Raw genomic sequence first — 26742 nt, 5'->3', positions numbered from 1 at the left:
GGCTCCGGCGGTTCAGCCGGTTCGGCCGGCACCGGCGCGGGCGCCACGCTCGCGGCCACCGGCTCGGAGCCCGCTCCGTGGCTCGGTCTCGCCGCGCTGCTGCTGGCGGCCGGTGCGGTGCCGGCGGCCCTGCGCATCCGTCGCCGGCCCGCCTAGGCTGGAGGCGTGGACTTCAGAATCTTCACCGAACCCCAGCAGGGCGCCACCTACGACGATCTCCTCGCCGTGGCTCAGGCCACCGAGAAGCTCGGCTTCGACGCGTTCTTCCGCTCCGACCACTACCTGCGCATGGGCGACGGCGATCCGGGCCCCGGCCCCACCGACGCCTGGACGACGCTCGCCGGGCTCGCCCGCGAGACCTCGCGCATCCGGCTCGGCACGCTCGTGTCGTCGGTGACCTACCGCTACCCCGGCATCCTCGCGATCCAGGTGGCGCAGGTCGACCAGATGTCCGGCGGCCGCGTGGAGCTCGGGCTCGGCACGGGCTGGTTCGAGGAGGAGCACCGGGCCTACGGCATCCCGTTCCCGCCGAAGCGCTTCGACCTGCTCGAGGAGCAGCTCGAGATCGTCACGAGCCTGTGGGCCACCGAGCCCGGCGAGACCTACTCGTTCCAGGGCGAGCACTACTCGCTCGAGAACTCGCCGGCGCTGCCGAAGCCCGTGCAGTCGCCGCTCCCGGTGATCGTGGGCGGCAAGGGCGCCAAGCGCACTCCGCTCCTGGCGGCGCGGTTCGCGACCGAGTTCAACGTGCCGTTCCCCGACCCGGGCACGCTGCCCGGGCTGTTCGAGAACGTGCGGCGCTCGTGCTCCGAGCTCGGGCGCGACCCCGACGACATCGTCTACTCGGCGGCGTTCGTGGCGGCGGCCGGAGCCACCGAGGCGGAGTTCACCGCCCGCGCCACAGCCATCGGCCGGGAGCCGGCGGAGCTGCGGGTGAACGGTCTAGCGGGCACGGCCTCGGAGGTCGTCGACAAGCTCGGCGCGCTGCGTGAGCAGGGGGTGGAGCGGGTGTACCTGCAGATCCTCGACCTGACCGACCTCGATCACCTCGACTTCCTCGCGCGCGAGGTCATCCCGCAGCTGGGGGAGTAGCCCGCTCCGCAAAGAGCATATGTATGATGTTGCCGACGGTTTCGGGCGAAGGAGCATCGACGTGGAGCAGGGAATCGAGCGGCACGCGCTCATCGTGGGCATCGAGCCGAGCCGGCGCGAGGAGTACCTCAGGCTGCACGCGGCGGTCTGGCCGCAGGTCGAGGCCACGCTCTCGGCGTGCAACGTCACCAACTACACGATCTTCGTGCGCGGCGAGGTCCTCGTGGCCTACTACGAGTACACCGGCACCGATCACGACGCCGACATGGCCCGGATCGGCGAGGATCCCGTGACCTGCGAGTGGTGGACGCACACCGACCCCTGCCAGGTGCCCCTCTTCGCCGACCAGCCCGCCGGTGAGCGGTGGGCCCCGCTCGCCGAGGTCTGGCACCTGCCGTGACCGCGGACGCGCCCGCATCACCCGGCGCGCGACGCTCCATCCTGGATGCGCACGCCCACGTCTGGGATCGCACCCGCACCCCCATCGACTGGATCGACGAGTCGCTGCCCGAGATCGACCGCGACTTCTCGGTGGCCGAGCTGCACGAGGTGGCGCACGCGGCCGCCTCTGCGCACGGCGTCGGGTTCGAGGGCGCCGTGCTCGTGCAGGCGCTGAACGACGCCGGCGAGACCGCCGACCTGCTGCGCACCGCCCGAGGCCCGGTGGTGGGGTGGGCCGACCTCGACGCACCCGGTCTCGAGGCCCGTCTCGCCGAGCTCCGTCAGGGCCCGGGTGGTCAGCGGCTCGCCGGAATCCGCCACCTGGCCCACGTCGATCCGGATCCCGAGTGGCTGCTGCGGCCGCAGGCGTCGCGGGGTCTCGACGTGCTCGCCGCCTCCGGTCTCGTCTTCGACCTCGTGGTGCGGCCGTGGCAGCTCGAGATCGCCGCCCGGGTCGCCGCGGCCCACCCCGACCTCACGTTCGTGCTCGACCATCTGGGCCAGCCGCCGGCTGCCGAGGCCCGTGACGAGGCCGCGGCCTGGGAACGCGACCTCCGCGACCTCGCCGGTCTCCCGAATGTGGTCGCCAAGATCTCGGGCATCGCCGTGCGCGGCGAACGCGCCCGCCGACGCGCCCGGCTCGAGCGTCTCGGCGGGATCGCGCTCGAGGCGTTCGGGGCGGATCGGCTGATGTTCGGCTCCGACTGGCCGCTCGTGCGCCTCGCCGACGACTACGACTCCTGGCTCGGCGACCACCTCGCCTGGTCGGCCGCCCTCTCGCCCGCCGAGCAGCTCGCCCTCGATTCCGCCACAGCCCGCCGCATCTATGGAGCGACTTCATGACCGCCGAGAACGCATTCGACCCCCGCCTGCCCGAGCGCGCCCTGCCCGGCACGCCTCTGCGCCTCACCGAGCTCGGCTTCGGGGCCGCAAGCCTCGGCAACCTCTACCGCGAGACCTCCGACGCCGACGCCCGGGCGGCGGTCGACCGCGCGTGGGAGCGCGGCATCCGCTACTTCGACACCGCGCCGCACTACGGCCTGGGCCTCTCCGAGCGGCGTCTCGGCGCCGCCCTCGCCGACCGCCCGCGCAGCGAGTACGTGCTCTCGACCAAGGTGGGCCGGCTGCTCGTGCCCAACGAGCATCCCGAGGGCCAGGACCCCGACTTCGTGGTGCCCGACACCCTGCGCCGGCAGTGGGACTTCTCGCGCGACGGCATCCTGCGCTCGATCGAGCAGAGCCTCGAGCGCCTCGGCACCGACCACGTCGACATCGTCTACGCCCACGACCCCGACCAGTTCGACGAGAAGGCCGCCTGGCAGGCCGCCGAGACGCTCACCGAGCTCCGTGACCAGGGTGTCATCGGCGCCCGCGGTGTCGGCACGAACGACGCCGGTCAGCTCGCCGCGCTGTTCGAGGCCGACGCGATCGACGTGGCCATGCTCGCCGGGCGCTACACGCTGCTCGAGCGGGAGGCGGCGCTGCCGGCGCTCGAGGCGGCGGTGGCCGCCGGCAAAGCGGTCGTGGCGGTCGCGGTGTTCAACTCCGGGCTGCTCGCCACCGATCGCCCGGCCCCCGACGCCCGCTACGACTACGGGCCCGTGCCGCCCGAGCTGCGCGCCCGCACCGAGGCGCTGGCCGAGCTGTGCGAGGCGCACGGGGTGACGCTGCCGCAGGCGGCCATCGCGTTCCCGCTTGCGCATCCGGCCGTGGTCAACGTGACCCTGGGCATGCGCACGGCCGATCAGGTCGATCGCAATGCCGACCTGTACGGCGCCGCCGTGCCGCCGGAGCTGTGGGCAGCGCTGCCATTGCGTCCAGAATGATGGAACATGTGATGTATGCTCTTTCGTGACGTCGCCGCCGACAGACACGGGGAGAGCATGAAGATCACAGGCTTCACCAGCCTCAGCACCGTGCACGACTGGGGCCGCCCCGTGGGCGACGTGAACGGCGTCATCGCCGGCGGCGTCACCGAGGTGGGCGTGCTGCTCGTGCACACCGACGGCGGGTTGACGGGGGTCGGCCTCGGCGCCCACTCCGACATCGCCCGGGTCTTCCCCGCGGTCGAGGGCGAGGACCCCCGAGCGGTCGTGGCCCTCTACGACCGGATGCTCGCCCACGTCTTCAAGACCGGTCACGCGGGCGCCACCTTCGGCGCCATCGGCGCGATCGACATGGCGCTCTGGGATCTCAAGGCCAAGATGGCCGACGAGCCGCTCTGGCGCACCCTCGGCGCGCGCGACCGCTTCGTGCCCGGCTATGCCTCAGGCCTCGACATCTCGCTCGACGACGAGGCGCTCGTGGCCCTCTACGAGCGCTACGCCGACCGCGGCTTCTCGAGTGCCAAGCTCAAGGGCGGGCTCGACGCCGACACCGACATCGCGCGACTCAAGGCCGTGGGCGACGTGCTCCGCCGCAACTCGCCGAAGCCCGCCCTCATGCTCGACGCGAACGAGGCCTGGAACCGCAAGCAGGCCGTGCGCTACGTCTCCCAGGTCGAGGCCGAGGTGCCGCTGACCTGGATCGAGGAGCCCGTGCGCCGGTGGGACGCCGAGGGCCACGCCGTCGTCGGCCGGGCCGTGCGCGCCTCCGTGGCCACGGGCGAGAACCTCGTGGGCCTCGAGCAGTACGGCCCGCTCCTCGCCGCCGGCGGCGTCGACATCGTGCAGGCCGGCATGGTGTGGGGCATCACGCACTTCCTCCGGGTGGCCGCGATCGCGCACGGCCGCGACCTGCCCGTGAGCCCCGTCGGCTACAACGGCAACCCCGTGGCACACGCCTCGGCCGCCGTGCCCAACCACCTCACGACCGAGGTGCAGGATCTCGGCTCGCCGGTGGGCCTCACGGTCGACCAGACCATCGCCGACGGCGGCATCGTGCTGGGTGACACCCCCGGTCTCGGCATCGTCGTCGACCTCGAGGCCATCTCGGCGCTCGACTCCGCGGCGGGCTGGCGCGTTCCTGCGGGCCCGCACGTGCGCCCCGAGCGCGCGGGGCTCCGCCTCGTCCCCGGCCCGTGACCGCCGGTCTTCTGAAACCAGCCCGCCCCGAGTACAGAAAGCAGCTCGCATGAAGTTCCAACGCCGTGGCCCGTCGGGCCACGAGATCCCCGCCGTGCTCGTCGACGGGGTCGCCTACGACCTCACCTCGGTCACGGATGACATCGACGGTGCTTTCCTCGCCGGTGACGGCCCGGGGCGGGCGCAGGCGGCCCTCGATGCGGGCTCCCTCCCGGCGCTCGCCGATCAGGACGCCCGGCTCGGCGCGCCGCTCGCGCAGCCCACCAAGATCGTCTGCATCGGCCTCAACTACCGCGACCACGCCGACGAGACCGGTGCGCCGTACCCACCCGAGCCCGTCGTGTTCATGAAGGATCCGTCGACGCTCGGCGGCGCATCCGACACCGTGCCCATCCCGCGCGGCTCGGAGAAGACCGACTGGGAGGTCGAGCTCGGCATCGTGATCGGCCGCACCGCCCGCTACCTCGACTCGGTCGAGGAGGCCCGCGAGCACATCGCCGGCTACGTGCTCTCGCACGACGTCTCGGAGCGCCGGTTCCAGCTCGAGCTCGGCGGCACCTGGGACAAGGGTAAGAGCTCCGAGGGCTTCAACCCGCTCGGCCCGTGGGTGGCCACCGCCGACGAGTTCGACGACCCGCAGAACCTCGGCCTCCGGCTCTGGGTGAACGGCGAGCTCCGGCAGGACGGCTCGACCGCCAACCAGATCTTCGGGGTCGAGCACGTGGTCTGGTACCTCAGCCAGTTCATGGTGCTGCGGCCGGGCGACATCATCAACACGGGCACCCCCGCGGGAGTCGCCATGGGCATGGAGGGGCAGCCCTACCTCCGGGTGGGCGACGTCGTGGAGCTCGAGATCGACGGCCTCGGCCGTGCGCGCCAGGAGTTCGTGAGCCATGAGTGACGCGCAGAACGCCGGATCGCCCGGGTCGCCGGCATCGACCGCGTCGCCCGGATCGCCCGCCGGGGAGCTCCAGGGCCTGACCGCCATCGTCACGGGCGGCGCCTCGGGCATCGGCCTCGCCACCTCCCGGCTCCTCGCCTCGCGGGGCGCCAGGGTGGCCGTGCTCGACCTCAACGCCGAGGGGCTCCCGGAGGGCCTCACGGGCTTCGCCGCCGACGTCACCTCGCGCGAGTCGGTCGACGCCGCGGTCGCGGCGGTGGCCGAGTGGGCGGGCGGCATCGACATCGTCGTGAACAACGCCGGTGTCAGCGCCATCGGCACGGTCGAGGCCAACAGCGACGACGACTGGCGGCGCGTGCTCGACATCAACGTCATCGGCGTGGCCCGCGTCTCGGCGGCCGCCCTCCCGTGGCTCCGCCGCTCCGAGCACGCCGCCATCGTGAACACCTGCTCGGTGTCGGCGAACAACGGCATCCCCGAGCGCGCCCTCTACAGCGCCTCGAAGGGTGCGGTGCTCGCGCTCACCTACGGCATGGCGGTCGACCACGTGCGGGAGGGCGTGCGGGTGAACTGCGTGCGCCCCGGCACGGTCGACACCCCCTTCGTGTCGAACTACCTCAAGAAGTACGACGACCCGGTGGCCGAGCGCGCCGCTCTGGATGCCCGTCAGCCGACGGGCCGCATGGTCACGCCCGAGGAGGTCGCGCATGCGATCGCCTACCTCGCGAGCCCCGCGGCCTCCTCGACCACGGGCACCGCGCTCGACGTCGACGGCGGCCTCACGACCCTGCGCATCCGCCCGCAGAAGCCGTAGCCGGTTCAGAACCACACCCCTCGTGGCCTCCGCCCCGCTCCAGCGGCCGGAGGCCGCGAGGGTTGCGAGACTGAACCGAGATCGGCTAGCGCGGGAGGCGGCGGCGCTCCCAGGACAGCGCGATGTGCTCGCGCATGACGGCGCCCGCCACCTCGGCGTCTCCCGCCACGACCGCGTCGAGCACCTTCTGGTGCTCCACGAGCGTGAGCGCGAGCGCCTCGGGTCCGGGCTCGCCGTGGAAGCGGGCGTACTCGCTCGCGCGCTGCACGAGGGTGTGCGCGATCGACTCGGCGAGCCGGCTGCCGGAGGTCTCCATGATGGCGTCGTGGAAGGCCCGGTCGAGCGCCTGGAAGGCATCGAGGTCGCCGAGCGCGTCTCGCTGCACCTGGAGCGCCTCGCGGAGGGCCACGATGTCGTCGTCGGTGCGCCGCCTCGCCGCCTCCGCGGTCATCGACGACTCGAGGTCGCCGCGCACCTGCGCCAGCTCGTCCAGGATGCCGAGGGTCTCGTCGTTCTCGATCATCGACGAGATCACGACCCGGTCGAGCAGGTTCCACTCCGAGGGTTGGGTGACGACGGTGCCCCGGCCCTGGGCCACGGTCACCATGCCCTTCTCCTCGAGCCGCTTCACCGATTCGCGGATGACGGTGCGGCTCACGCCGAACGCGTTCACGAGCTCGCCCTCGGGCGGCAGCGGGTCGCCGGGCTTCACCGAACCGGTCACGATCGCCGTGACGAGGTCGTGCACGACCGCGACACCCAGCCGGGTGGCGGGAGCCCGGCGCTCGCCGCTCGCGGGGATCCCGCTGCGGGAAGGGGTGCTCGACAGGGTCATGCGCACATCCTAGTAAACTGCCGTCCGATGCATGGCAGCGCTAACTATTGCTCATACGTAAGATGTATGATCTGATAGCTCCACCGCTCGACCACAGCGGATCGACAACGACGCCGACATGAAGGACTCGCTCATGGCAGGACAGCACCGCCGCTCAACAGCCCGCATTCTCGCGACCGCCACGGCCGCCCTCACGGTGGCGGCACTCGCCGGCTGTGCCGGCGGATCCGGCGGGGTCAACAGCGACTACGGCTTCGCCACCGCCGACCAGGAGGATGGCAGCACCATCACCGTCTGGGTCGACGCCGCGCGCGAGCCCGTCGCCAAGGCCTTCGAAGAGGCCAACCCCGACGTGCCGATCTCGATCGAGACCTACGACGGCAACGCCGGCGGCTCGGGCTCGTTCCAGACCAAGGTCGCGCTCTTCGACCAGTCCGGTGAGGGCTGGCCGGACGTCGTCTTCTCCACCCAGACCAACGACGCGTCGTGGGCCGCCAAGGAGACCAACGGCGTGCAGGCCTTCGCGGCCCCGCTCAACAAGGGCTACTTCAGCGACGACTTCCTCGCCGGGTTCACCGACGGTGCCAACGACCCCATGACGGTCGACGGCTCGGTCTACGGCCTCCGCAACGACCTCGCGCCCGTCGTGCTCTGGTACAACCAGAAGCTCCTCGACGAGTTCGGCTACGAGATCCCCACCACGTGGGAGGAGTACGAGGCGATGGGCGAGAAGCTCGCCGCCGAGCACCCGGGCTACATCCTCGGCTCGATCGGCGACTCGTTCGTGGGCACCTACGTCTACTACTGGGGAGCCCAGGCCCCCATCTTCGCCCTCGACGGCAACACCTTCTCCTCCGACTTCGACGACCCGTACTCGGTCGCCATGACGGAGATGCTCGACAGCATGGCGGCGAACGGATCGCTCGTGCAGGACAGCGTCTTCAGCGCTCCGTTCGTGGAGAACTACTCCGACAAGATCGTCGCGATGCCGGGCCCGGCATGGTACGCCGGCGCGCTGTTCCAGAACCCCGACAGCGTCAACGCCGAGCCCGGCACGTTCGGAGCGGCCGATCCGCTCTACTGGGAGGGCGAGGACGAGGTCACCGGCAATGTCGGCGGCGGCGTCTGGTACGCCTCCAGCCACTCGAAGAACCTCGCCGCGGTCGAGACCTTCCTCGAGTTCGCCACCTCCTCCGAGGAGTCGGCCGAGCTGAACTCCGGCCTCCCCGCCTACGACGAGGCCGCCTCCACGTGGCTCGACGGCCAAGCCGCGAGCGGGTTCTTCGCGGGCGACTTCAAGGCCGCTGTGCAGAAGGCTTCCGGCAGCGTCTGGGGCGGCTGGGGCTTCCCGAGCTTCAGCCCGGAGACCGCCTACGCCGCGGTCGTCGTGCCGGCGCTCGCCGAGGGCAAGACCATCGCGGACGTCGTGCCCGAATGGCAGGAGCAGATCCTCAACGAGGCCCAGGTCCAGGGCTACACGGTCGAGTAGACAGGCGCACACCATCACCACGACAGCCCAGGGTTCTGGACAAACACAGATCACGGCCCCGGCCGTCGAGCCCCTCCAGGAGGAGGCTCGGCGGCCGGGCCGCAGGCGCCGCAAGCCCGACGCGAGCCAGACCCGCATCGGCTACATCTTCTCCAGCGGCTACGCGATCCTCCTCGTCGCGTTCGGCATCGTCCCCGCGATCTACGCGGTCGTGCTCGCGTTCACGAAGAACGGCGCCTTCGTCGGCATCGACAACTTCGTGAAGGTGTTCGCCGACTACCGCTTCTGGCCCGCGGTGCAGCACGTAGCGCTGTTCGTGGCGATCTGGCTCGTCTCGCTCACGCTGCTCGTGGTGCTGCTGGCACTTCTCGTGCACGCCATCCGGGTGCGCTGGCTGTCGTCGGTGTCGCGGTTCCTGTTCTACATCCCCGGCGCGCTGGCCGGAGCCTCGAGCGTCATGCTCTGGCTGTTCCTGCTCGACCCCGCGGTGAGCCCGGTCGCCGGCATCCTGCAGCTGTTCGGCTTCGAGACCTTCGTGCAGACCGTCTCGATCGACAACCTGCCCGTCATCTTCACGCTCATCGCCTTCTGGGCGGGAGCGGGCGGCTGGATCATCATCATGTACGGCGCGCTCAACAACATCCCGGTCGAGGTGATGGAGGCGGCGCGCATCGACGGCGCCGGTCCCATCGGCACCGCCTGGCACATCCAGATCCCGCTCATGCGCAAGTGGATCTCCTACATGGCGGTCATGTCGCTCGCCGCCGGCACCCAGCTGTTCGTCGAGCCGCGCGTGCTCTCGCAGGCGTCCAAGGGCGTCGTGCCGCCGGACTACTCGCTCAACCAGCTGGCCTATCTCTTCGCCTTCCGCCAGAACGACTTCAACGGATCCGCGGCCATCTCGCTGCTGCTCCTCGTGGTCGCTGCCGGGCTGTCGGCGCTGTTCGTCTTCCGTGGAGGTCTCTTTGAGCGCGAGTGAACGACTCACCGTGAAAACGGATGCGCCGCGCGGCTCGCGCAGCCTGCCCCCCGGCCCCGGCCGGTGGATCGGGCGGGTGCTGGCCTGGAGCGTCATCGGCGTCTTCCTGCTGTTCTTCGTGGTGCCGATCGCGTGGCTCATCCTCGCGCCCACCAAGACCGCCAGGCAGCTGCTGCTCGACAACCCCTTCAGCTTCGGCGGCTTCGAGACCCTCGCGGCCAACTGGGGCGAGCTCATGGCGTTCCAGAACGGCATCGTCTGGGTCTGGCTCGGCAACGCGACCCTCTACACGGGCGTCGCGCTCGTGATCACGCTCGTCGTGAGCATCCCGGCCGGCTACGCGCTCGCCATGGTGGAGTTCCGGTTCCGCAGGGCGCTGCTCGTCACGACGCTCATCGTCATGCTCATCCCGAACACGGCGCTCGTGCTGCCGATCTTCCTCGAGCTGAGCGCGCTGAAGCTCGTGGGAACGCCGCTGTCGGTCATCCTGCCGTTCTCGTTCTTCCCGTTCGGGGTGTACCTCACCTACATCTACTTCTCCACGGCGGTCTCGCGCGACCTGCTGAACGCGGCGCGGATCGACGGTGCGGGGGAGTTCCGGGTGTTCGCGCAGGTGGCGATGCCGCTCGCGACGCCCGTGATCGCGCTCGTGGGGTTCTTCAGCCTCGTCGGCAACTGGAACAACTACTTCCTGCCGTTCGTCATGGTGCCCGGGCGCAAGTCGCCCATCCAGGTGGGGCTCGCGGAGCTCTTGTCGAACGTGCCGCTGTTCAATCCCACGACCGCCGGATCGGTCACGATCTCGCTGCCGGTGCTCGCGCTCGCGACCATCCTGTCGGTGGCGCCCGTGCTCGTGATCTTCCTGTTCTCGCAGCGCTTCCTCGTGAGCGGGCTCACGGCGGGCGGCACGAAGGAGTAGCGGGGCTGGATCGCCGGGTGGACTACCGGGGCTGGATTCTCGTGCTGGATTCTCCGGGCCGGATCGTGTAACGTTGGTCAGTCGGCTCTGGACACCGCGAGTTGCATCGCGGATGGGTTTGTAAGTCTGGTGGGCCGGTTTCCCAGTCAGTGCGCAGATGCGCTGGTCACTGGTGAACGTCGCGTACGACACGGCCCCGGATAGCAGATAGCCGGGTTCTAGAAATCACTTCCAGCGAGCGCTGGAGTGAGCGCACTTCGAGATAACCCGGAAAGAACCATGCCCAAGAACAACAAGTCCGGCGGCTTCAAGCCCGCCAAGAACTACGAGCCCCGCACCCCCGGCAAGGGCGGCCCCAAGGCCGGCAGCCGGAGCCCCAGCCACCGCGGCTACCGCCCCGAGTCCGACGAGTCGCCGCGCAAGCAGCGCTGGAGCGCCGACGACCGTTCGGCCCGAGGCGCTGCTCCGAGCAGCCGCGGCACCGAGCGCCCTGAGCGTGGCGGCTACGGCGACCGTCCCGAGCGCGGCGGCTACCGCGGCAACGACCGCAGCGAGCGTCCCTCGTACGGCGATCGTCCCGCCCGTGGTGGGGACCGTCCGTCCTACGGTGACCGTCCGGCCCGTGGCGGGGACCGTCCTTCGTACGGCGACCGGCCCGAGCGCGGCTCGTACGGTGACCGGCCCGAGCGCGGCTCGTACGGCGACCGTCCGGCCCGCGGCGGCTACGAGCGCCCGAACCGCGAGAACGGCTTCAACAAGTCCGGCACCGGCACCGGCCGCTCCGAGCGTCCCTCCTACGAGCGCGGCGAGCGCCCCGCCTACAACCGTGGCGAGCGTCCCTCCTACGAGCGCAGCGAGCGTCCGGCCTACAACCGCGACGAGCGTCCGGCGTACGGCCGCGACGAGCGCGGCGGGCGCGGAGGCGCTCCGGCCCGCACCGACCGCCAGAAGTGGAACGACGCCCGCAACGAGGAGCGTCGCGCCGCCGTGGCCGCCGAGCGTGCGGCCGAGCGCGCCGCCGGCAAGACCGGCAAGGCCCCCCGTGTCGACGAGAACGGCTTCAACCGCTCGACCCGTCCCGAGAAGGACTTCCGTCCCGCCGAGCGCACCGAGCGCCCCAAGCGCTCGTGGGACCGCGACGACCGCGCCCCGCGCACCAACGACTACCAGCGCCCCTCGGCCGACCGCACCGAGCGCCCGTCGCGTTCGTTCGACCGTGACGACCGTGCGCCTCGCACGGGTGGATACGACCGTCCGGCCCGCCGCGACGACGACCGTCCCGCGCGTTCGTTCGACCGCGACGACCGCCCCGCGCGTTCGTTCGACCGGGACGACCGTCCGAAGCGGAGCTTCGACCGCGACGACCGTCCGGCACGTTCGTTCGACGACCGCCCGAAGCGCTCGTTCGACCGCGACGACCGCGCATCCGGTGCCGACCGCGCCGAGCGCCCGTCGAACTTCTACCCGAGCCGCGACTCCAAGCCCGCCTACGGCAGCAACCACGGCGACGACGACGTGGTGCTCGAGCGCCTCGAGGCCACCGCCACGCTGGCCGAAGAGGTCGAGGGCGTGAGCTTCGGAGACCTCGGTCTCGGCGGCAACATCGTCAAGGCCCTCGCCGAGCTCGGCGCCGAGAACCCGTTCCCCATCCAGGCCGCCACCATCCCCATGGTGCTGCAGGGCAAGGACGTGCTCGGCCGCGGCCGCACCGGCTCCGGCAAGACCATCGCGTTCGGCGCCCCCCTCGTGGAGCGCCTGCTCGAGAACGGCGGCGGCGCCAACCGCAAGCCGGGCCGGAAGCCCCGCGCGCTCATCCTCGCCCCCACCCGCGAGCTCGCCCTGCAGATCGACCGCACCGTGCAGCCCATCGCCCGCTCGGTCGGCCTCTTCACCACCCAGATCTACGGCGGCGTCTCGCAGCACCGCCAGGTGGGCGCGCTGCAGCGCGGCGTCGACATCATCATCGGCACCCCCGGCCGCATCGAGGACCTCATCGAGCAGCGCCGGCTCGACCTCTCGGAGGTCACCATCACGGTGCTCGACGAGGCCGACCACATGTGCGACCTCGGGTTCCTCGAGCCGGTGCAGCGCATCCTCCGCCGCACCAAGGGCGGCGGCCAGAAGCTGCTCTTCTCCGCCACCCTCGACAAGGGTGTGGCGAAGCTCGTCGAGGAGTTCCTCGTGGAGCCGAGCGTGCACGAGGTCGCGGGTGAGGACCAGGCGTCCTCCACCATCGACCACCGCGTGCTCATCGTCGAGAGCCGCGACAAGAGCGATGTCATCAAGCAGCTCGCCGACCGCGAGGGCAAGACGCTCATCTTCTCCCGCACCCGCGCCTACGCCGAGATGCTCGCCGAGCAGCTCGAAGACGCCGGGTTCCCGGCCACGAGCCTGCACGGCGACCTCAACCAGGCCAAGCGCACGCGCAACCTGCAGATGCTCACCTCGGGCCGGGTCAACGTGCTCGTGGCCACGGATGTCGCCGCCCGCGGCATCCACGTCGACGACATCGACCTCGTCATCCAGGCGGATGCCCCGGACGAGTACAAGACGTACCTGCACCGCGCCGGCCGCACCGGCCGCGCCGGCAAGAAGGGCACCGTCGTGACGCTGATCGGCCGCAGCCGCGGTCGCCGCATGCACGAGCTGCTCGGCCGCGCCGAGATCGAGGCCGAGATGGTCACGGTCGTGCCGGGCGACGACATCCTGCGCGACATCGCCGCCGACACCGACGTGACCTCGCAGGGCACGAAGTAGGCCTCCGCCGCACCGTATGACCTCCGTCAGCACGCCGATCGCCGGCCGCCTGCCCCTCTGGGCGGCGGTCGGCGTCGCCGTCGTGTGCGGGATGCTGATGGCCACGCAGTCGCGCATCAACGGCGAGTTCGGCCGGCGGCTCGGCGACGGCTACACCGCCGCGGCCCTCAGCTTCACGGTGGGGCTCGTGATCGTGGCGGTCATCGTGGCGCTCATGCCCTCAGCCAGGCACGGCGCGCGGCAGGCCGTCGCCGAGGTGCGGGCCGGGCGGCTCCCCGGCTGGATGCTGCTCGGCGGTGTCGGCGGGGCCGTGTTCGTGCTCACGCAGAGCCTCGCCTCAGCCCTCGTGGGCGTCTCGCTCTTCACGATCGCGTTCATCGGCGGCCAGACCATGAGCGGTCTCGTCGTCGACCGGATCGGGTTCGGGCCGGGCGGCCGCCGCTACCTCACCGTGCGCCGCGTGCTCGGCGCCGGGATCGCGCTGGCCGTGGTGGTGTGGTCGGTGGCCGCGCACATCGATCCCGAGATCCCGGTGTGGCTCCTCCTGCTGCCGTTCGGGGCCGGCGTCGTGCAGTCGGTGCAGCAGGCTGCGAACGGGCGGGTCGCGGCGGCCTCCGGATCGGCCGTGAGCTCGACGCTCTTCAACTTCATCGCCGGGGCGAGCGTGCTCGTCGTGATCGCGCTCGTGCACGCGCTCGTGGTGGGCGGCTTCCCGACGTCGCTCCCGGCGCTCGTGTCTCCCGATTGGTGGCTCTACCTCGGCGGGCCGCTCGGCGTGACCTTCATCTTCGGGCTGGCCACCGCCGTGCGGGTCACGGGGGTGCTGCTGCTCGGGCTGTGCTCGATCTCGGGGCAGCTCGTGGGCTCGATCGCCATCGACCTCATCGCCCCCGGCCAGGGCCACGGCGTCGACTGGACCACCCCCATCGCGGCGGCCCTCGTGGTGGTCGCGGTGCTCGTGGTCTCGCTGCCCTCCCGAGGCCGCCCCTAGCCACCCCTCCCGGGGGCGCCCGTAGCGCCAGACCTCCCGGGGCCGCCCGTAGCGCCAGACCTCCGGGGCCGCCCGTAACGGCACCCGCCCGAGGCCACCCCGAGCGGGTGCACCTCCCGGGCCGCAGCCGGCGGCAATCGTTCTGGTGTCCTGCCCCACGACCACCCATCTCGGGCCCACCCCACCCCACCCCATCCCCCCACCCCCCCCATCCGCCCCGGGTGAGTCGCGCCGAAGTGCTCCCATTCCGGCCGGATCGGGTGGTTTGGCGACACAAGGGCGCGACTCACCGGCTCTGGTGGGTGGGTGGGTGGGGGGCGCTAGCCGGCGGCGGCGTGGCCGATGCGCCAGTAGCCGACGAAGCTGATGTCGCTCTTGGGCATGCCCTGCGCCACGAGGTGGCGGCGGAGACCCGTGGCGAGTGCCGACTCGCCCGCGAGGTAGGCGTAGCCGCGGCCCTCGGGGAGGGTGAGCGCGCTCGCCGCCTCGAGCGCGAGCCGCCCGGGGACCTGGTGCGCCGCATCCGGGGTGTGCGCCGCGTCCGGGAGGTGCGCCGCATCCAGGGCGTGCGCCGTGCCCGGGGTGTGCGCGGTGCCCGGGGTGTGTCCGGTGCCTGCGGTGTGGGGCGCATGCGGGGTCTGCGCGGTCGACCCGGGCGCTGCTCGGGGGAGCCAGTGCACCTCGACTCCGGCGGGGGCGTCGAGGTGCTGCGCGTCGGCGGCGGTGGGCAGCTCCACGAAGGCGTGGCCGCGGGCGTCGCGGGGGAGCGAGGCGAGGATGCCGGCGGCCGCGGGCAGTCCCGTCTCGTCGACGGCGATGAGGTGCCAGTCGGGATCGTGCGCCGGCGTGTAGGCGATGCCCTGGTCGAGGATGCCCGCGGTGTCGCCGGGCGCGGCCGACGCGGCCCAGTCGCTGGCCGGGCCCGATCCGGAGCCGTGCAGCACGAAGTCGACGTCGAGCTCCGGATGCGCGAGCGCGGCGCCCGCAGAGGAGGCGCCCGCAGTCGAATCGCCCGCAGCCGCAGCCGCAGCCGCAGCGCCCGCCGGGCGGAACGCGCGCACGGTGTAGTTGCGCACGTAGGGCCGCTGGTCCTTCGGCATGCGCAGGAACTGGGCGTACCAGAGCGCGCTCGAGCGCGTCGGCAGCCGCAGCGCCTGCTGCCCCGCGCGCGGCAGGAACAGCCGGAACCACTGGTCGTGGCCGAGCGGCTCGAACAGCCGCAGCGACTCGCCGCCGAAGGTCACGCGAACCATGTTCGGGGTGACCCGCTCGGTGCGCACCACCTCGGCGAGGATGACGTGCGGATCCTTCGGCTTGGCCTGCTTGAAACGACTCACGGTGCCTCCAGGAACGGGAACGGGCGAAGGATGCCGGCCGCCACCACGAGCGCGGTGACGAGCCAGAAGACGATCACGAACACGCCGTCGCGCACCCGGAACGGCACGAGGTGCCGCTCGGTGCGCGTGGGGTGGGCGCCGAACGCTCGGGAGTCCATGGCGAGCGCCACCCGCTCGGCGTGGCGGATGCCGCCGGCCAGGAGCGGCACGACGTAGCCGAGCCAGCGGCGCACGGCCGCCACGGGCCCGCGACCCGCCGCCATGCCGCGCACCCGGTGGGCCTGCCGGATGACCTCGAGCTCGTGTCCGAAGCGCGGCACGAAGCGGTACGCGGCGAGGGCCGTGTAGCCCACGCGGTAGGGCACCCGCAGCTGCTGCACGAGTGCGCGCACGAGGTCGGGGCCCGAGGAGGTGAGGCCGGCGACGAGCGACAGCACGAGGATGGCGACGAGCCGCAAAGAGGTCGCGGTGCCGACGAGGAGGGAGCCGAGGTAGAAGCGGTAGTCGCCGAGCTGGAAGAGCACGGGGGTGGTGTCGACGCGGCTCGCGTCGGTCCAGAGGCCGAAGCTCACCGCGAGCACGGCGGCCGCCACCGGCAGCACCACGAAGAGGCCGAGCAGCGCGCGACCGCTGAGGTGAGCCCCCACGAGCAGCAGCACGAGGGCGATCAGGATGAAGGCGAGCGGCACCGCGATGTCGCGCGACACGATGAGCGCCACGATGGCCGGCAGCGGCGCTGCGATCTTCGCGAGCGGATTGAGCCGGTGCAGGAACCGCAGCGGCCCGTGGTCCGGAGCGTCGGCGTAGGGGGCGACGGGCTCGCGCCGAGCGCGCGTCACCGCGGCCGCGCTCACGGGGCCTCCTCCGCCCGGGGTGGGGACGGAGATGGGGAGGGGGTAGTGGCATCGGAACGGCGCGGCGAGGTGGTGCCCGACGCGAAAGACGGTGCGGTGGGCGGGTGGCTCCACGAGGGGACGGACGGCGTGGGCGGGCTGCTCGGCAAGGCGGCGGGGTCGAGGTCGGCGAGCCGGGTGAGGGCGTGCCAGGCGGGGTCGGCGGCCGCGCGGAACGCGCGCACGAGCGGCGGGGGTGCGAGGCCCGCCGCCTCGAGGGCGCCCGAGGCGAGCACCACCTCCGTGCGGTCGTAGGCGGCCATGCGGCCCGCGTCGAGCACGAGCACGTGCGAGGCGTGGTCGGCCACGAGCTGCAGGTCGTGCGTCACCACGAGCACCGTCGTGCCGGCGGCGTTCAGGGCGCTCAGGATGTCGAGGAGCTCGGCGGCGCGCTCGCGATCCTGGCCGAAGGTGGGCTCGTCGAGCGCGAGCACCGGCGCGCCCGCGATGAGTGCCGTGCCCACCGACAGTCGACGCTTCTGCCCGCCCGAGAGCAGGAACGGATGCGCGTCGCGCTGCGCGGTGAGCCCGAACCGCTCGAGCATGCGCCCCACCTGCCGCTCGATCTCGGCCGGCTCCGCCTTCTGCAGCTCGAGCCCGTGCGCGAGCTCGTCGGCCACGGTGCCCCGGATGAACTGGTGCTCGGGGTTCTGGAACACGAACCCCACGGTGCGCGCGAGCCGCCGCACGTCCACCCGCGCCGGATCGATGCCCAGCACCTCGACCGTGCCGCGCGGAGGCGCCGCGACCCCCGCGATCGACTGCAGCAGCGTGGTCTTGCCGGCCCCGTTCGTGCCCACGATCGCCACGAACGCACCCCGCTCGATCTCGAGGTCGACACCGTGCAGGATCTCGCTGCGCCCCTTCACCACACGCAGCCCGCGCACCGAGACGGCGCTCTCCGCGGGTGCGACGCCGACGTTCCGATCCGCCGTGTCGGCACCCCCGACGGACTCGGGCGGCACCAGCGCATCGAGCAGGGCGGTCAGCTCCGCCGGCGTGAGGGGAAGCTCGGGCACCGGATGCCCCGCGACCCGCAGCCGCCGGCCCGCGAGCATCGCGGAGGGCAGCCACACCCCCATCTCGACCAGCGTCTCCACGTTGTCACGCAGCACCGAGCGCGCCGGGCCGTCGAAGGCGGGACGGCCCTCCCGGTCGATCACCACCACGCGGTCGACGAGCCCGATGGCCGCATCGAGGTTGTGCTCCACGAGCACGAGGGCGTGCTCGCCCGTCTGCACCAGCCGCTCGAGCACGGCGTAGACCTCGTCGATCCCGACGGGATCGAGGTTGGCCGTCGGCTCGTCGAGCACCATCACCGGGGAGTCGAGGGCGAGCGCGCACGCGATCGCCAGACGCTGCCGACCACCGCCGGAGAGCCGGTCGGGGTTCTCGCCGCGCCGCTCCCAGAGCCCCACCTGCCGGAGCGCCGCCTCGGCGCGCGCGAGCACCTCGCCGACCGGCACGAGCAGGTTCTCGGGCCCGAAGCAGACCTCGTCGAGCAGCGTGCCCGTCACGATCTGCGCATCCGGATCCTGGAACACCATCGACACCCGACGGCTCAGCTCGGCCACCGTGGTCGTCGCGGTCTCGACACCGTCGACCGTGATGCTGCCCTCGAGCGTCGCGGGCACGGCATGCGGCACGAGACCGTTCAGTGCGAGCGCGAGCGTCGACTTGCCGCTGCCGGAGGGTCCGAGCACGAGGACAACCTCGCCGAGGCGCACCTCGAGCCCCACGCCGTCGGGGGTGGAGCGCTCGCTGCCGTCGTGCCGGATGCGCACACCGCGGGCACGGAGCACGGGCGCGGTCATGCCCCTAGCTTAGGTGACCCTTACTTCGCGTGGGACTGCGCGAGAACGATGCATCCGGATCGACTTCTCGCTCGCGCTGGGGTTTTCCAGCGTCATTTGTTAAGCTGGGTGCACCCCAAGTCGTGGTCCCGCCGTTCTCCGCGTGCGCCACCCCCGCTCCACCCGAAAGTTCTTGACGTTTGACAATTCCGGATCCCCGCGCTGACGGCCTGCCCTCCAGCGACGCGAAAGACGCTCCGGAAGCACCCCTCACCCGACGCCAGCTGCGCGAACTCCGCCAGGCCGAGATCGCCGCCGCCGAGGCCGCCGCCTCTAAGGCCGCGGGCATCCCGGCTCCTCTCACCCGCCGGCAGCTGCGCGAGCGCGAGCTCGCCCTCCGCGCCGAGGAGATCGCCGATCTCGAGATCGCGCCCGCCGGCAACGCGCCTCTCGACCCCCACGTCGACCTTCCGCTCGTGCACCTCGAGACCGGTTCGATCCCGGCCGTCGCGGTCGCCACCGAGGCGGTCGCCACCGACACCGTTGCCACCGCCGCGGGCGAGGAAGCCGAGCCCCGCTCGTCGAGCGCCGCGCCGTCGCGCCGCGAGGCCCGGCTCTCGTCCCGCGAGGCCGTGCGGGTCGAGGCGGCTGGAGGCGTCAAGCCGGCTTCACAGATCGAACCGGCTGCAGAGATCGCGCGGGCCGTCGAGATCGTGGCGTCCGAGCGCACCGAGCCGTCCGCGCACGTGGCGCGTCGCGAGCTCTCCCGGCCCCCGGCATCCGCCCCGCGCCGCTCCACGAGGCCCGCCGGCACCCGCCGCGCCCGTGCCAAGGCCGGTCTCAGCGCCGTGGCCATGGCCTTCGTGGTGGGCATCACCGCCGTCATCGCGCTCCCCACGACCGTCTCGGCGAACCCCGACGACGCCAACGTGGTGAACCTCAGCCTCTCCACCTCGGCCCCCGCCACCCAGCAGCTCGTCACCGCCGCCGACTCGTCGACCGAGTTCGTCAACCGCGACGGCTACAGCGTCTCGGACGCGGGCGAGCTGCAGGCCGCCGGCTATTCCACCGCCCAGCTGCTCGTGGGCCGCTCGCTCGCCCAGGAGCTCGTCGACGCCATGGACTCGGGCAAGCTCATAGGCTCTGTCCCGGACCATCTGAAGGAGATCCGCTGGATCGCCCAGGGCGTCACGGTGCCCGACTGCGGCGTCGACTACCGCGCGCTCGAGATCATCGCGATCGCTGTGCGCAACTTCGACCAGGTGGGCGTGAGCGACATCAACCGCAAGTGCACCGGCCAGATCGAAGGCGCAGGCACGAGCTCGTCGCACTACATCGACGGCGGCGGCCGCGCGGTCGACTTCTACCTGCTCGACAACAAGAGCCTCAACGGCTCGGACCCCGGCACGCTCAAGATGATCGAGCTGCTCGATCCCGTGATGCCCGTCGGCGCCCGCGTGGGCCAGGCCGGCTGCCGTGCTTCCGCCGGCGTCTCGGTGAGCCTCACCAACTGGACCGAGTTCGACGACACCTGCACCCACATGCACGTCGACGTGCCCGTCGCGGACGCGCCGCTGCTCATGCCCTCCGCGGGCGAGTAGCGAGCCACCCAGCAGCAGCGCCCGCAGCGATGCCGGCGTGCGGCGGTCGGCTCAGCGCCGGCGGTCGAGCCCGCGCGTGACGCCGGTGGCCTCGAGCGCCCGCCCGAGCGCCAACGCGAGCAGCGTGAAGATCACGGGCGACAGCACCGAGCCGGCGATCAGGATGCCCGCCCCCACCGCATCCAGGGCGTGCGCCCCCACGAGCCGGTACATGCCGATCGCGAGCACGACGCCCGAGAGCACCGATCCCGCCACGAACAGCCACGTGGGCCAGCGGCGGTAGCGGACGACGAGGAACGGCAGCTCCTGCACGAGCCCGATGCCCACCGCGATGAGGGCCGCCCCGAAGCCGAGCGGCTGGAACGCGGCCGAGACGAGCCCCGAGATCGCGGCCACGAGGAGTGCGACGCCGCCCCGCCGGAACAGCCGCTGCGCGATGGCGCCCGGCATGAAGTAGACGCCCAGCGTGAGCCCGTAGAGCACGGGCAGCACGGCGTTCACGGTGCCGCCGAGGTAGGAGTTGACGATGAAGAGCAGGCCTCCGGCCACCCCGATGGCCGCGCAGCTCAGCAGCAGGCGTGTGCTCGTGTTCTTCATCGGCCCTCCGCCACAAGCTTAGGCGCGCCCCGGATGCCGGTCGGCGCTCAGAACAGGCCGGCCCTCAGAACAGGATGAGCAGGGCGAGCACCCCGCCGATGACCGCGGTGGCGATGATGAGCGCGGTGATGCGCACGAGCGGGGTCCAGGCCCCCCGGCGTCCGCGCCCGGTGAAGAGCATCACCCCGCCGCCCACGGCGACCGTGCCGGCCACGAGCGTGCCGATCAGGAAGCCGCTGCGCAGGCATGCGAACGCCACGACGAGCGCCACCATGGAGGTCGAGAGCGCGGTGCGCTGCCATGCGAGAGCCGTGCGCTCGGGCTGCAGGCCCGGATCGCGGGCAGCAGGACCGCGGGCGACAGGATCGCGGCTCACAGGTCGCCCACGAGCTCGAACACGGCGTAGGCGGCGAGCACGAGCGCGAGCACCACGACCCCGCCCACGAGCCAGGGCAGCGCGGCGGGTGCGGGCAGCGAGCGCCCCTCCCGGAGCGCCCGCTCGGCACGCCGCCACGAGAACAGAGCGGATGCGGCGAGCAGTCCGCCGGCCAGGCACGCCACGAGCGCCACGGCATCGATCACCCACGGCAGATCGGCGAGGGCGGCGAGCGTCGTGAGCGCGACCCCTCCGGCCACGAGGGCGAGCCCCGTGCGCACCCACGCGAGGGCCGTGCGCTCGTTGGCGAGACTGAACCGCACATCCGGATCGCTGCCCACGCCGTAGACGGAGCGCGGACGCCGGTCGTCGGGCTGGGGAGCGTCGGGCTGCTGAGCGCCGGGCTGATGAGCGTCGGGCTGGGAGTCCGGCCGCTCGCTCATGGGGCCAGCCTAATGCGGCCCGCGAGGGGTGCCGGGTTAGAGTGGGCGGGAACTCCGTTCGCCCCGCACCACTCCAGAGGAGCTCCACGTGACTTTCGCATCAGAACTCGCCTCCACCGGCGCCAACGGGCAGATCGCCCTCATCATCGGCGGCATCGCCGTGGCCGTGCTGCTCGTGGGTGGCATCGTGCTCTTCGTGGCCCGCCGCCGCCGCTCCAACAACGGCTGACGCAGCTCGCCGGCCGGCGATTCAGCCGAAGGCTTCCACGATGGGCCGGAACTTCATCTTGGTCTCGAGGTACTCCCGCTCGGCATCCGAGTCGGCCACGATGCCGCAGCCGGCGTAGGCCGTGATGTCGCCCGCCGCATCCACCTGCGCTGAGCGCAGCGCCACCGCCCACTCGCCGTCGCCGTCGGCGCCCACCCAGCCCACGGGTCCGGCGTAGCGACCGCGGTCGAAGGGCTCGAGCTCGGCGATCAGCGCGAGCGCCGAGTCGCGCGGGGTGCCCGCCACGGCCGCGGTGGGGTGCAGCGCCGCGATGAGGTCCAGCGAGGTCGAGCCGTCGCTCAGCGTGCCCTCCACGTCGCTCGCGAGGTGCCACAGGTTCGGCAGCTTGAGGGTGAAGGGGATCTCGCTCGTGGTGAGGCTGCGGCTGTGCGGAGCGAGTGCGTTCACGACACTCGTCACCGCGAAGCCGTGCTCGTCGAGATCCTTGGCCGAGGTGGCGAGGGCCACCGCCTTGTCGTGGTCGGCCTCGGCATCCGTTCCCCGTGAGGTGGTGCCGGCGAGCACGCGCGCGCTCACGGTGCCGTGCGAGACGCGCACGAGCGTCTCGGGGCTCGAGCCGAGGAAGCCGTCGACCGCATAGGTCCAGCAGTCGGGGTAGCCGAGCGCGAGGTCGGTGAGCGGCCGGCGGAGGTCGGAGCCCGCCGGAAGGTGCCCCACGAGGTCGCGCGCGAGCACGACCTTGTCGAGCTCCTGGGCCGCGATGCGGTGCACGGCGTCGTCGACGGAGCGGCGGAAGGCATCGGCGCTCATGGCTCCGGGCAGAAGGGACAGGCGGTACTCGGCGCCGAGCGGCCGCGGGGTCGGCAGGGACGCACGCCCGGCCACCCCGGATCCGGACGCGTCGCCGGATGCGTCGCCGGGCTCGGAGCCCTCGACCGTGAAGGTCGTCACCCAGTAGCGGCCGTCGCGCTTGCCGAGCAGCAGCCGAGGCACGATCAGCACGCTCGAGGCGGCGGAGTGGTCGGCGAACGCGAAGCTGCCGAACGCCACGAGTCCGGTTCCGGGAACCTTGAGGGGATCGGTGACGACGGCCTTCTCGGCCACGTCCTTCCAGGCCGCGCACGCGTCGAGCATGCGGTCGGGGCCGCTGAACTCGAGCCGCAGCGCCTCGCCGACGCCGGCGATGCCCTGGCCCTTGCGCATCCAGATGAGGGGCCGTGCCGGGTCGATCAGGGGAAGGAGGAGCTTCAGCTCGTCGACCGGCGTGGTCTCGACCCGCAGGACGGGAACGGGACGTGCAGTTGCGCTCACGGTTTCAGCTTACGCCCGCACTTCGCGCTCACAGGCGGCCCGGGAACGGCTCCGACTCCACTGTCAGCGAACTGAACGTAAACTGTGACGGTGACTAAGGCAGACCTCACCAAGCGACCCGAGCAGGTCTCCGCGATGTTCGATCAGGTCGCGGCGAACTACGACCGCACCAACGACGTGCTGTCGGTGGGGAACGCCGTGCTCTGGCGGGTCGCCACCACGCGCGCCGTCGGCCCGCGCCCCGGCGAGAAGGTGCTCGACCTGGCCGCCGGAACCGGCACCTCGAGCGCGTCGCTCGCCAGGAGCGGTGCCCACGTCGTGGCCGCCGACTTCTCGCCCGGCATGATCGACGTCGGCCGTCGCCGCCAGGCCGCCGTGCCGAACATCGAGTTCGTCGTGGCCGACGGCATGGACCTGCCGTTCGCCGACGCCGAGTTCGACGCCGTCACCATCTCGTTCGGCCTCCGCAACATCGCCGACCCCAAGGTCGCGCTCGCCGAGCTGTACCGGGTCACCAAGCCCGGCGGCCGCATCGTGATCTGCGAGTTCTCGCGGCCCATCAAGCCGCTCCGTCAGCCCTACTTCTGGTACCTGCGCCGCGTCATGCCGGCGCTCGCGAAGGCCGTCTCCTCCAACGATGCGGCCTACGACTACCTCTTCGAGTCGATCGCCTCGTGGCCCGACCAGAAGACCCTCGCGGGCTGGCTCCGCGAGACGGGCTTCCGCTCGGTGCGCTACCGCGACCTCAGCGCCGGCATCGTGGCGCTGCACAAGGGCGTCAAGCCCGAATCCCCGGAAAAGTAGGCTAGAGACGTGACTCCCAGTCTGCGCCGCTCCAACGCGCTCTCGCTCGCCGACCGCCTCTTCTCCACGGGCGAGGACAGGCGCACCGCCCGCCTGATCGAGGACAGCATCCAGACCCTCGAGGCGCGCCTCGGCGACGAGACGAAGTTCTCCGGCGGACTCGTCGACGTGGTCGCCCGCTACCTCCTCGAGGCCGGCGGCAAGCGCGTGCGCCCGGTGCTCGCGTTCCTCACGGCCCAGCTCGGCGAGGGCGTGAACGACGACGTCATCGCCGCCGCCACCTCCATCGAGCTCACCCACCTCGCCTCGCTCTACCACGACGACGTGATGGATGTCGCCGACCAGCGCCGCGGGGTGCCGAGCGCTCAGATGGTGTGGGGCAACTCCGTGGCCATCCTCACCGGCGACCTGCTGTTCGCCCGGGCCAGCGCCCTGCTCGCCATTCTCGGCGAACGGGCCATCCGGCTGCAGGCCGACACCTTCGAGCGGCTGTGCCTCGGCCAGCTCAAGGAGACGATCGGGCCGGCCGACGACGAGGATCCCGTGGAGCACTACCTCGCGGTGCTCGCCGACAAGACCGGATCGCTCATCGCGGCCTCGGCCCAGCTCGGCGTGATCTTCGGCGGGGCCGACCCCTCGTTCGAGCAGCCCGTGCGCGAGTTCGGCGAGAAGGTGGGCATCGCGTTCCAGCTCGTCGACGACGTGATCGACATCGCATCCAGTGACGAGGACTCCGGCAAGACCCCGGGCACCGACATCCGCGCCGGCGTCGCCACCCTGCCCGTGCTGCTTTTGCGCCGGGCCGCCGCGACCGATGCCGACGCCGCCGCCCTGCTCGCCCGGCTCACCCCCGAGGCGCTCTCCGCCGCGGGCGCCGACGAGTCTGCCGACGTGATCCGGCTGCTCCGCGAGCACGCCGTCACCGCCGAGACCGTGAGCGAGGCCCGCCGCTACGCGCACGAGGCCATCGCCGCGCTGGCGCCGCTGCCCGAAGGAACCGTCAAGAAGACCCTCACCCGTTTCGCCGAGACCGTGGTGGAACGCACCAACTGAACAAAGGATCCCCACCCGTGACCAAGCTCCGTTTGGCCATCGTCGGAGCCGGCCCCGCCGGCATCTACGCCGCAGACCTCCTCGTGAAGGCCGAGCGCAAGTTCGACGTCTCGATCGACCTGTTCGAGCAGCTCCCCGCCCCCTACGGGCTCGTGCGCTACGGCGTCGCGCCCGACCACCCGCGCATCAAGGGCATCATCACGGCCCTCCGCGAGGTGCTCGACTCGGGCGTCATCCGCTTCTTCGGCAACGTGCGCTACGGCGTCGACATCACGCTCGACGACCTCAAGAAGCACTACAACGCCGTCATCTTCTCCACCGGCGCCATCCGCGACGCCTCGCTCGAGATCCCCGGCATCGACCTCGAGGGCTCCTACGGCGCCGCCGACTTCGTGAGCTGGTTCGACGGGCATCCGGATGTGCCGCGCACCTGGCCGCTCGAAGCCCGGTCGGTGGCCGTGATCGGCAACGGCAACGTGGCGCTCGACATCTCGCGCATCCTCGCCAAGCACGCCGACGACCTGCTGCCCACCGAGATCCCCTCGAACGTCTACGAGGGGCTCAAGGCCTCCCCGGTCACCGATGTGCACGTGTTCGGTCGCCGCGGCCCCGCGCAGGTGAAGTTCACGCCGCTGGAGCTCCGCGAGCTCGGCGAGATGAACGACGTCGACATGATCGTGCACGACGAGGACTTCGAGCTCGACGAGGCCTCGAAGGCCGCGATCGCCTCGAACAAGCAGGTCTTCGTGATCAACAAGGTGCTGAACCAGTGGCGCGAGCGCCCGGTGGGGCAGGCCTCGCGCCGGCTGCACCTGCACTTCTGGGCCAAGCCGCTCGAGGTCGTCGGCGATGAGGACGGCCGGGTCGCCGCCATCCGCTTCGAGCGCACCGAGCCCGACGGCGCCGGCAGCGTGCGGGGCACGGGCGAGATCCGCGAGATCCCGATCCAGGCCATCTACCGTGCGGTGGGCTATTTCGGCTCGCCGCTGGACGGCATCCCGTTCGACGAGCAGCACGGCGTCATCCCTAACCACGAGGGCCAGGTGCTCGACGACCACAACGACGTCATCCCCGGCGTCTACGCCACCGGCTGGATCAAGCGCGGGCCCGTCGGCCTCATCGGCCACACCAAGTCGGATGCCATGGAGACCGTCTCGCACGTCATCAACGACCAGGCCAACTGGTGGGCGCCCGCCGCGCCCGAGGAGTCGGCCGTGCCCGAGCTCCTCGAGTCGCGTGGCGTGGAGTACACCGACATCGAGGGCTGGCACAAGCTCGACGAGCACGAGCTCGCCCTCGGCGCCTCCGACCCACACCCCCGCGTGCGCGTGAAGGTCGTCCCCCGCGACGACATGGTGAAGGTCTCGAGAGCTTAAGCCCGGCGGGCCACCCGGGCTCTCACGGCGAGGGCCGCGCAGGCTATGACTGCGAGGGCGCCCAGGAGGGTGAGGGGGGTGAGGGGCTCCGCCAGGAGGAGGGCCGCCCAGGCCAGGGTGAGCACGGGCTGGAGGAGCTGCATCTGGCTGACGGTCGCTATGGGGCCGATGGCGAGGCCGCGGTACCAGGCGAAGAACCCGAGGAACATGCTGATCGCCGCCACGTAGGCGAACGAGAGCCACGCGGCGGGCGAGACCGCCGCCACGTCGAGCGGATGCGTGACGAGCGAGACGCCGCTCAGCACGATCATGACGGGCGCGGCCGCCACGAGCGCCCAGCAGATGACCTGCCAGGAGCCGATCTCGCGTGCCAGCAGGCCGCCCTCGGCGTAGCCCGTGGCGGCGGCGACCACGGCACCGAGCAGCAGCAGGTCCGAGAGGTGCAGGCCGCCGAAGCCGCCTCCCGAGAGCACGGTGAACACGACCACCGCGGCAGCTCCCGCGAGCGAGGCCACCCAGAACAGCCGGCTCGGCCGCTCGCGACCGCGCAGCACGGCCACGGCGGCCGTGGCGGCGGGCAGCAGCCCGATCACGACGGCCCCGTGCGAGGCCGGCGAGGTCTGCAGCGCGAACGACGTGAGGAACGGGAAGCCGAGCACGACGCCCGCGGCCACCACCAGGATGCGCG

The 26742-nt window shown here is 71.9% G+C and carries 26 protein-coding genes; 17 read left to right on the top strand and 9 right to left on the bottom strand.

Features of this window, described 5'->3' with window-relative positions; genetic code table 11:
• The first annotated feature begins 165 nt into the window (after positions 1–165).
• From Q0D57_RS12665 to Q0D57_RS12635, 7 genes are all read left to right on the top strand, one after another.
• Positions 166–1092 (top strand): LLM class F420-dependent oxidoreductase, encoded by a 927-nt coding sequence (locus tag Q0D57_RS12665; protein ID WP_291044289.1) that lies wholly within the window; start codon positions 166–168, stop codon positions 1090–1092.
• Between the two features lie 61 nt (positions 1093–1153).
• Positions 1154–1492, top strand: a complete 339-nt coding sequence (locus tag Q0D57_RS12660) for an L-rhamnose mutarotase (protein WP_291044286.1) — start codon at positions 1154–1156, stop codon at positions 1490–1492.
• Positions 1489–2376: an amidohydrolase family protein gene (locus Q0D57_RS12655; protein ID WP_291044283.1), complete on the top strand. Its 888-nt coding sequence runs from the start codon at positions 1489–1491 to the stop codon at positions 2374–2376. Before Q0D57_RS12660 ends, Q0D57_RS12655 begins: the two co-directional genes overlap by 4 nt.
• The gene (locus Q0D57_RS12650) at positions 2373–3359 is read left to right on the top strand and encodes an aldo/keto reductase (protein WP_291044278.1); all 987 of its coding nucleotides are present in this window, start codon (positions 2373–2375) and stop codon (positions 3357–3359) included. Before Q0D57_RS12655 ends, Q0D57_RS12650 begins: the two co-directional genes overlap by 4 nt.
• A gap of 57 nt (positions 3360–3416) precedes the next feature.
• Positions 3417–4556, top strand: coding sequence for a mandelate racemase/muconate lactonizing enzyme family protein (locus Q0D57_RS12645; protein ID WP_291044275.1), 1140 nt, complete (start codon positions 3417–3419; stop codon positions 4554–4556).
• 49 nt (positions 4557–4605) lie between these two features.
• Complete coding sequence (locus tag Q0D57_RS12640) at positions 4606–5457, top strand: fumarylacetoacetate hydrolase family protein (protein ID WP_291044268.1); 852 nt, start codon at positions 4606–4608, stop codon at positions 5455–5457.
• Positions 5450–6271, top strand: coding sequence for an SDR family oxidoreductase (locus Q0D57_RS12635; RefSeq protein WP_291044265.1), 822 nt, complete (start codon positions 5450–5452; stop codon positions 6269–6271). Before Q0D57_RS12640 ends, Q0D57_RS12635 begins: the two co-directional genes overlap by 8 nt.
• 85 nt (positions 6272–6356) lie before the next feature.
• Here Q0D57_RS12635 and Q0D57_RS12630 read toward each other — a convergent pair whose 3' ends face one another.
• Positions 6357–7106 (bottom strand): FadR/GntR family transcriptional regulator, encoded by a 750-nt coding sequence (locus tag Q0D57_RS12630; RefSeq protein WP_291044261.1) that lies wholly within the window; start codon positions 7104–7106, stop codon positions 6357–6359.
• Between the two features lie 133 nt (positions 7107–7239).
• Here Q0D57_RS12630 and Q0D57_RS12625 point away from each other — a divergent pair, with 133 nt between their 5' ends.
• The 5 genes from Q0D57_RS12625 to Q0D57_RS12605 all read left to right on the top strand — a co-directional run bounded on the left by Q0D57_RS12625 (position 7240) and on the right by Q0D57_RS12605 (position 14241).
• Positions 7240–8595, top strand: coding sequence for an extracellular solute-binding protein (locus tag Q0D57_RS12625; protein WP_291044258.1), 1356 nt, complete (start codon positions 7240–7242; stop codon positions 8593–8595).
• Positions 8596–8806: 211 nt separating this feature from the next.
• Positions 8807–9574, top strand: a complete 768-nt coding sequence (locus Q0D57_RS12620) for a sugar ABC transporter permease (protein WP_291044255.1) — start codon at positions 8807–8809, stop codon at positions 9572–9574.
• A 10-nt stretch (positions 9575–9584) separates the two neighbouring features.
• On the top strand, positions 9585–10493 hold the full coding sequence (locus Q0D57_RS12615) for a carbohydrate ABC transporter permease (protein ID WP_291044252.1): 909 nt from the start codon (positions 9585–9587) through the stop codon (positions 10491–10493).
• A gap of 279 nt (positions 10494–10772) precedes the next feature.
• Entirely contained in the window at positions 10773–13250 is a 2478-nt protein-coding gene (locus tag Q0D57_RS12610) for a DEAD/DEAH box helicase (RefSeq protein ID WP_291044249.1), read from the top strand.
• A 16-nt stretch (positions 13251–13266) separates the two neighbouring features.
• On the top strand, positions 13267–14241 hold the full coding sequence (locus tag Q0D57_RS12605) for a DMT family transporter (protein WP_291044246.1): 975 nt from the start codon (positions 13267–13269) through the stop codon (positions 14239–14241).
• Between the two features lie 320 nt (positions 14242–14561).
• Here Q0D57_RS12605 and Q0D57_RS12600 read toward each other — a convergent pair whose 3' ends face one another.
• From Q0D57_RS12600 to Q0D57_RS12590, 3 genes are all read right to left on the bottom strand, one after another.
• A complete protein-coding gene (locus tag Q0D57_RS12600) occupies positions 14562–15578 on the bottom strand; it encodes a siderophore-interacting protein (protein WP_291044243.1) in 1017 nt (338 codons plus the stop codon).
• Positions 15575–16357: an energy-coupling factor transporter transmembrane component T gene (locus Q0D57_RS12595; protein ID WP_291044296.1), complete on the bottom strand. Its 783-nt coding sequence runs from the start codon at positions 16355–16357 to the stop codon at positions 15575–15577. Before Q0D57_RS12595 ends, Q0D57_RS12600 begins: the two co-directional genes overlap by 4 nt.
• 71 nt (positions 16358–16428) lie before the next feature.
• Positions 16429–18285 carry an ABC transporter ATP-binding protein gene (locus tag Q0D57_RS12590; protein ID WP_291044239.1) on the bottom strand — a complete coding sequence of 619 codons (1857 nt, stop codon included), beginning with the start codon at positions 18283–18285 and terminating at the stop codon, positions 16429–16431.
• A 179-nt stretch (positions 18286–18464) separates the two neighbouring features.
• On the opposite strand from Q0D57_RS12590, the gene Q0D57_RS12585 reads away from it, so the two are divergent.
• Positions 18465–19865 (top strand): hypothetical protein, encoded by a 1401-nt coding sequence (locus Q0D57_RS12585; RefSeq protein WP_291044236.1) that lies wholly within the window; start codon positions 18465–18467, stop codon positions 19863–19865.
• A 51-nt stretch (positions 19866–19916) separates the two neighbouring features.
• On the opposite strand, the gene Q0D57_RS12580 is transcribed toward Q0D57_RS12585, so the two are convergent.
• The 3 genes from Q0D57_RS12580 to Q0D57_RS12570 all read right to left on the bottom strand — a co-directional run bounded on the left by Q0D57_RS12580 (position 19917) and on the right by Q0D57_RS12570 (position 21281).
• A complete protein-coding gene (locus Q0D57_RS12580) occupies positions 19917–20462 on the bottom strand; it encodes an ECF transporter S component (protein ID WP_291044233.1) in 546 nt (181 codons plus the stop codon).
• 64 nt (positions 20463–20526) lie between these two features.
• Positions 20527–20838: a DUF202 domain-containing protein gene (locus Q0D57_RS12575; RefSeq protein ID WP_291044228.1), complete on the bottom strand. Its 312-nt coding sequence runs from the start codon at positions 20836–20838 to the stop codon at positions 20527–20529.
• Positions 20835–21281, bottom strand: a complete 447-nt coding sequence (locus Q0D57_RS12570; RefSeq protein ID WP_366518617.1) for a DUF202 domain-containing protein — start codon at positions 21279–21281, stop codon at positions 20835–20837. The genes Q0D57_RS12575 and Q0D57_RS12570 overlap by 4 nt, the downstream gene beginning before the upstream one ends.
• An 88-nt stretch (positions 21282–21369) precedes the next feature.
• On the opposite strand from Q0D57_RS12570, the gene Q0D57_RS12565 reads away from it, so the two are divergent.
• Positions 21370–21510 carry an LPXTG cell wall anchor domain-containing protein gene (locus Q0D57_RS12565; RefSeq protein WP_259529161.1) on the top strand — a complete coding sequence of 47 codons (141 nt, stop codon included), beginning with the start codon at positions 21370–21372 and terminating at the stop codon, positions 21508–21510.
• Between the two features lie 21 nt (positions 21511–21531).
• Here the strand turns inward: Q0D57_RS12565 and Q0D57_RS12560 are convergent, their stop codons facing one another.
• Positions 21532–22821, bottom strand: coding sequence for an isochorismate synthase (locus tag Q0D57_RS12560; RefSeq protein WP_291044224.1), 1290 nt, complete (start codon positions 22819–22821; stop codon positions 21532–21534).
• A gap of 135 nt (positions 22822–22956) precedes the next feature.
• Here Q0D57_RS12560 and Q0D57_RS12555 point away from each other — a divergent pair, with 135 nt between their 5' ends.
• The 3 genes from Q0D57_RS12555 to Q0D57_RS12545 are packed head-to-tail and all read left to right on the top strand — an operon-like array spanning position 22957 to position 26054.
• Complete coding sequence (locus Q0D57_RS12555) at positions 22957–23625, top strand: class I SAM-dependent methyltransferase (RefSeq protein WP_291044292.1); 669 nt, start codon at positions 22957–22959, stop codon at positions 23623–23625.
• Between the two features lie 9 nt (positions 23626–23634).
• Positions 23635–24678, top strand: a complete 1044-nt coding sequence (locus tag Q0D57_RS12550; protein WP_291044221.1) for a polyprenyl synthetase family protein — start codon at positions 23635–23637, stop codon at positions 24676–24678.
• Between the two features lie 17 nt (positions 24679–24695).
• Positions 24696–26054 (top strand): FAD-dependent oxidoreductase, encoded by a 1359-nt coding sequence (locus Q0D57_RS12545; RefSeq protein ID WP_291044219.1) that lies wholly within the window; start codon positions 24696–24698, stop codon positions 26052–26054.
• Here Q0D57_RS12545 and Q0D57_RS12540 read toward each other — a convergent pair.
• The coding region (locus Q0D57_RS12540) for a DMT family transporter (RefSeq protein ID WP_291044215.1) at positions 26051–26742 on the bottom strand (692 nt) is incomplete at its 5' end. The genes Q0D57_RS12545 and Q0D57_RS12540 overlap by 4 nt on opposite strands.

The sequence above is a fragment of the Herbiconiux sp. genome (assembly GCF_023264895.1).
Lineage (GTDB): Bacteria > Actinomycetota > Actinomycetes > Actinomycetales > Microbacteriaceae > Herbiconiux.
This window is presented reverse-complemented; position numbering and strand designations above follow the sequence as displayed.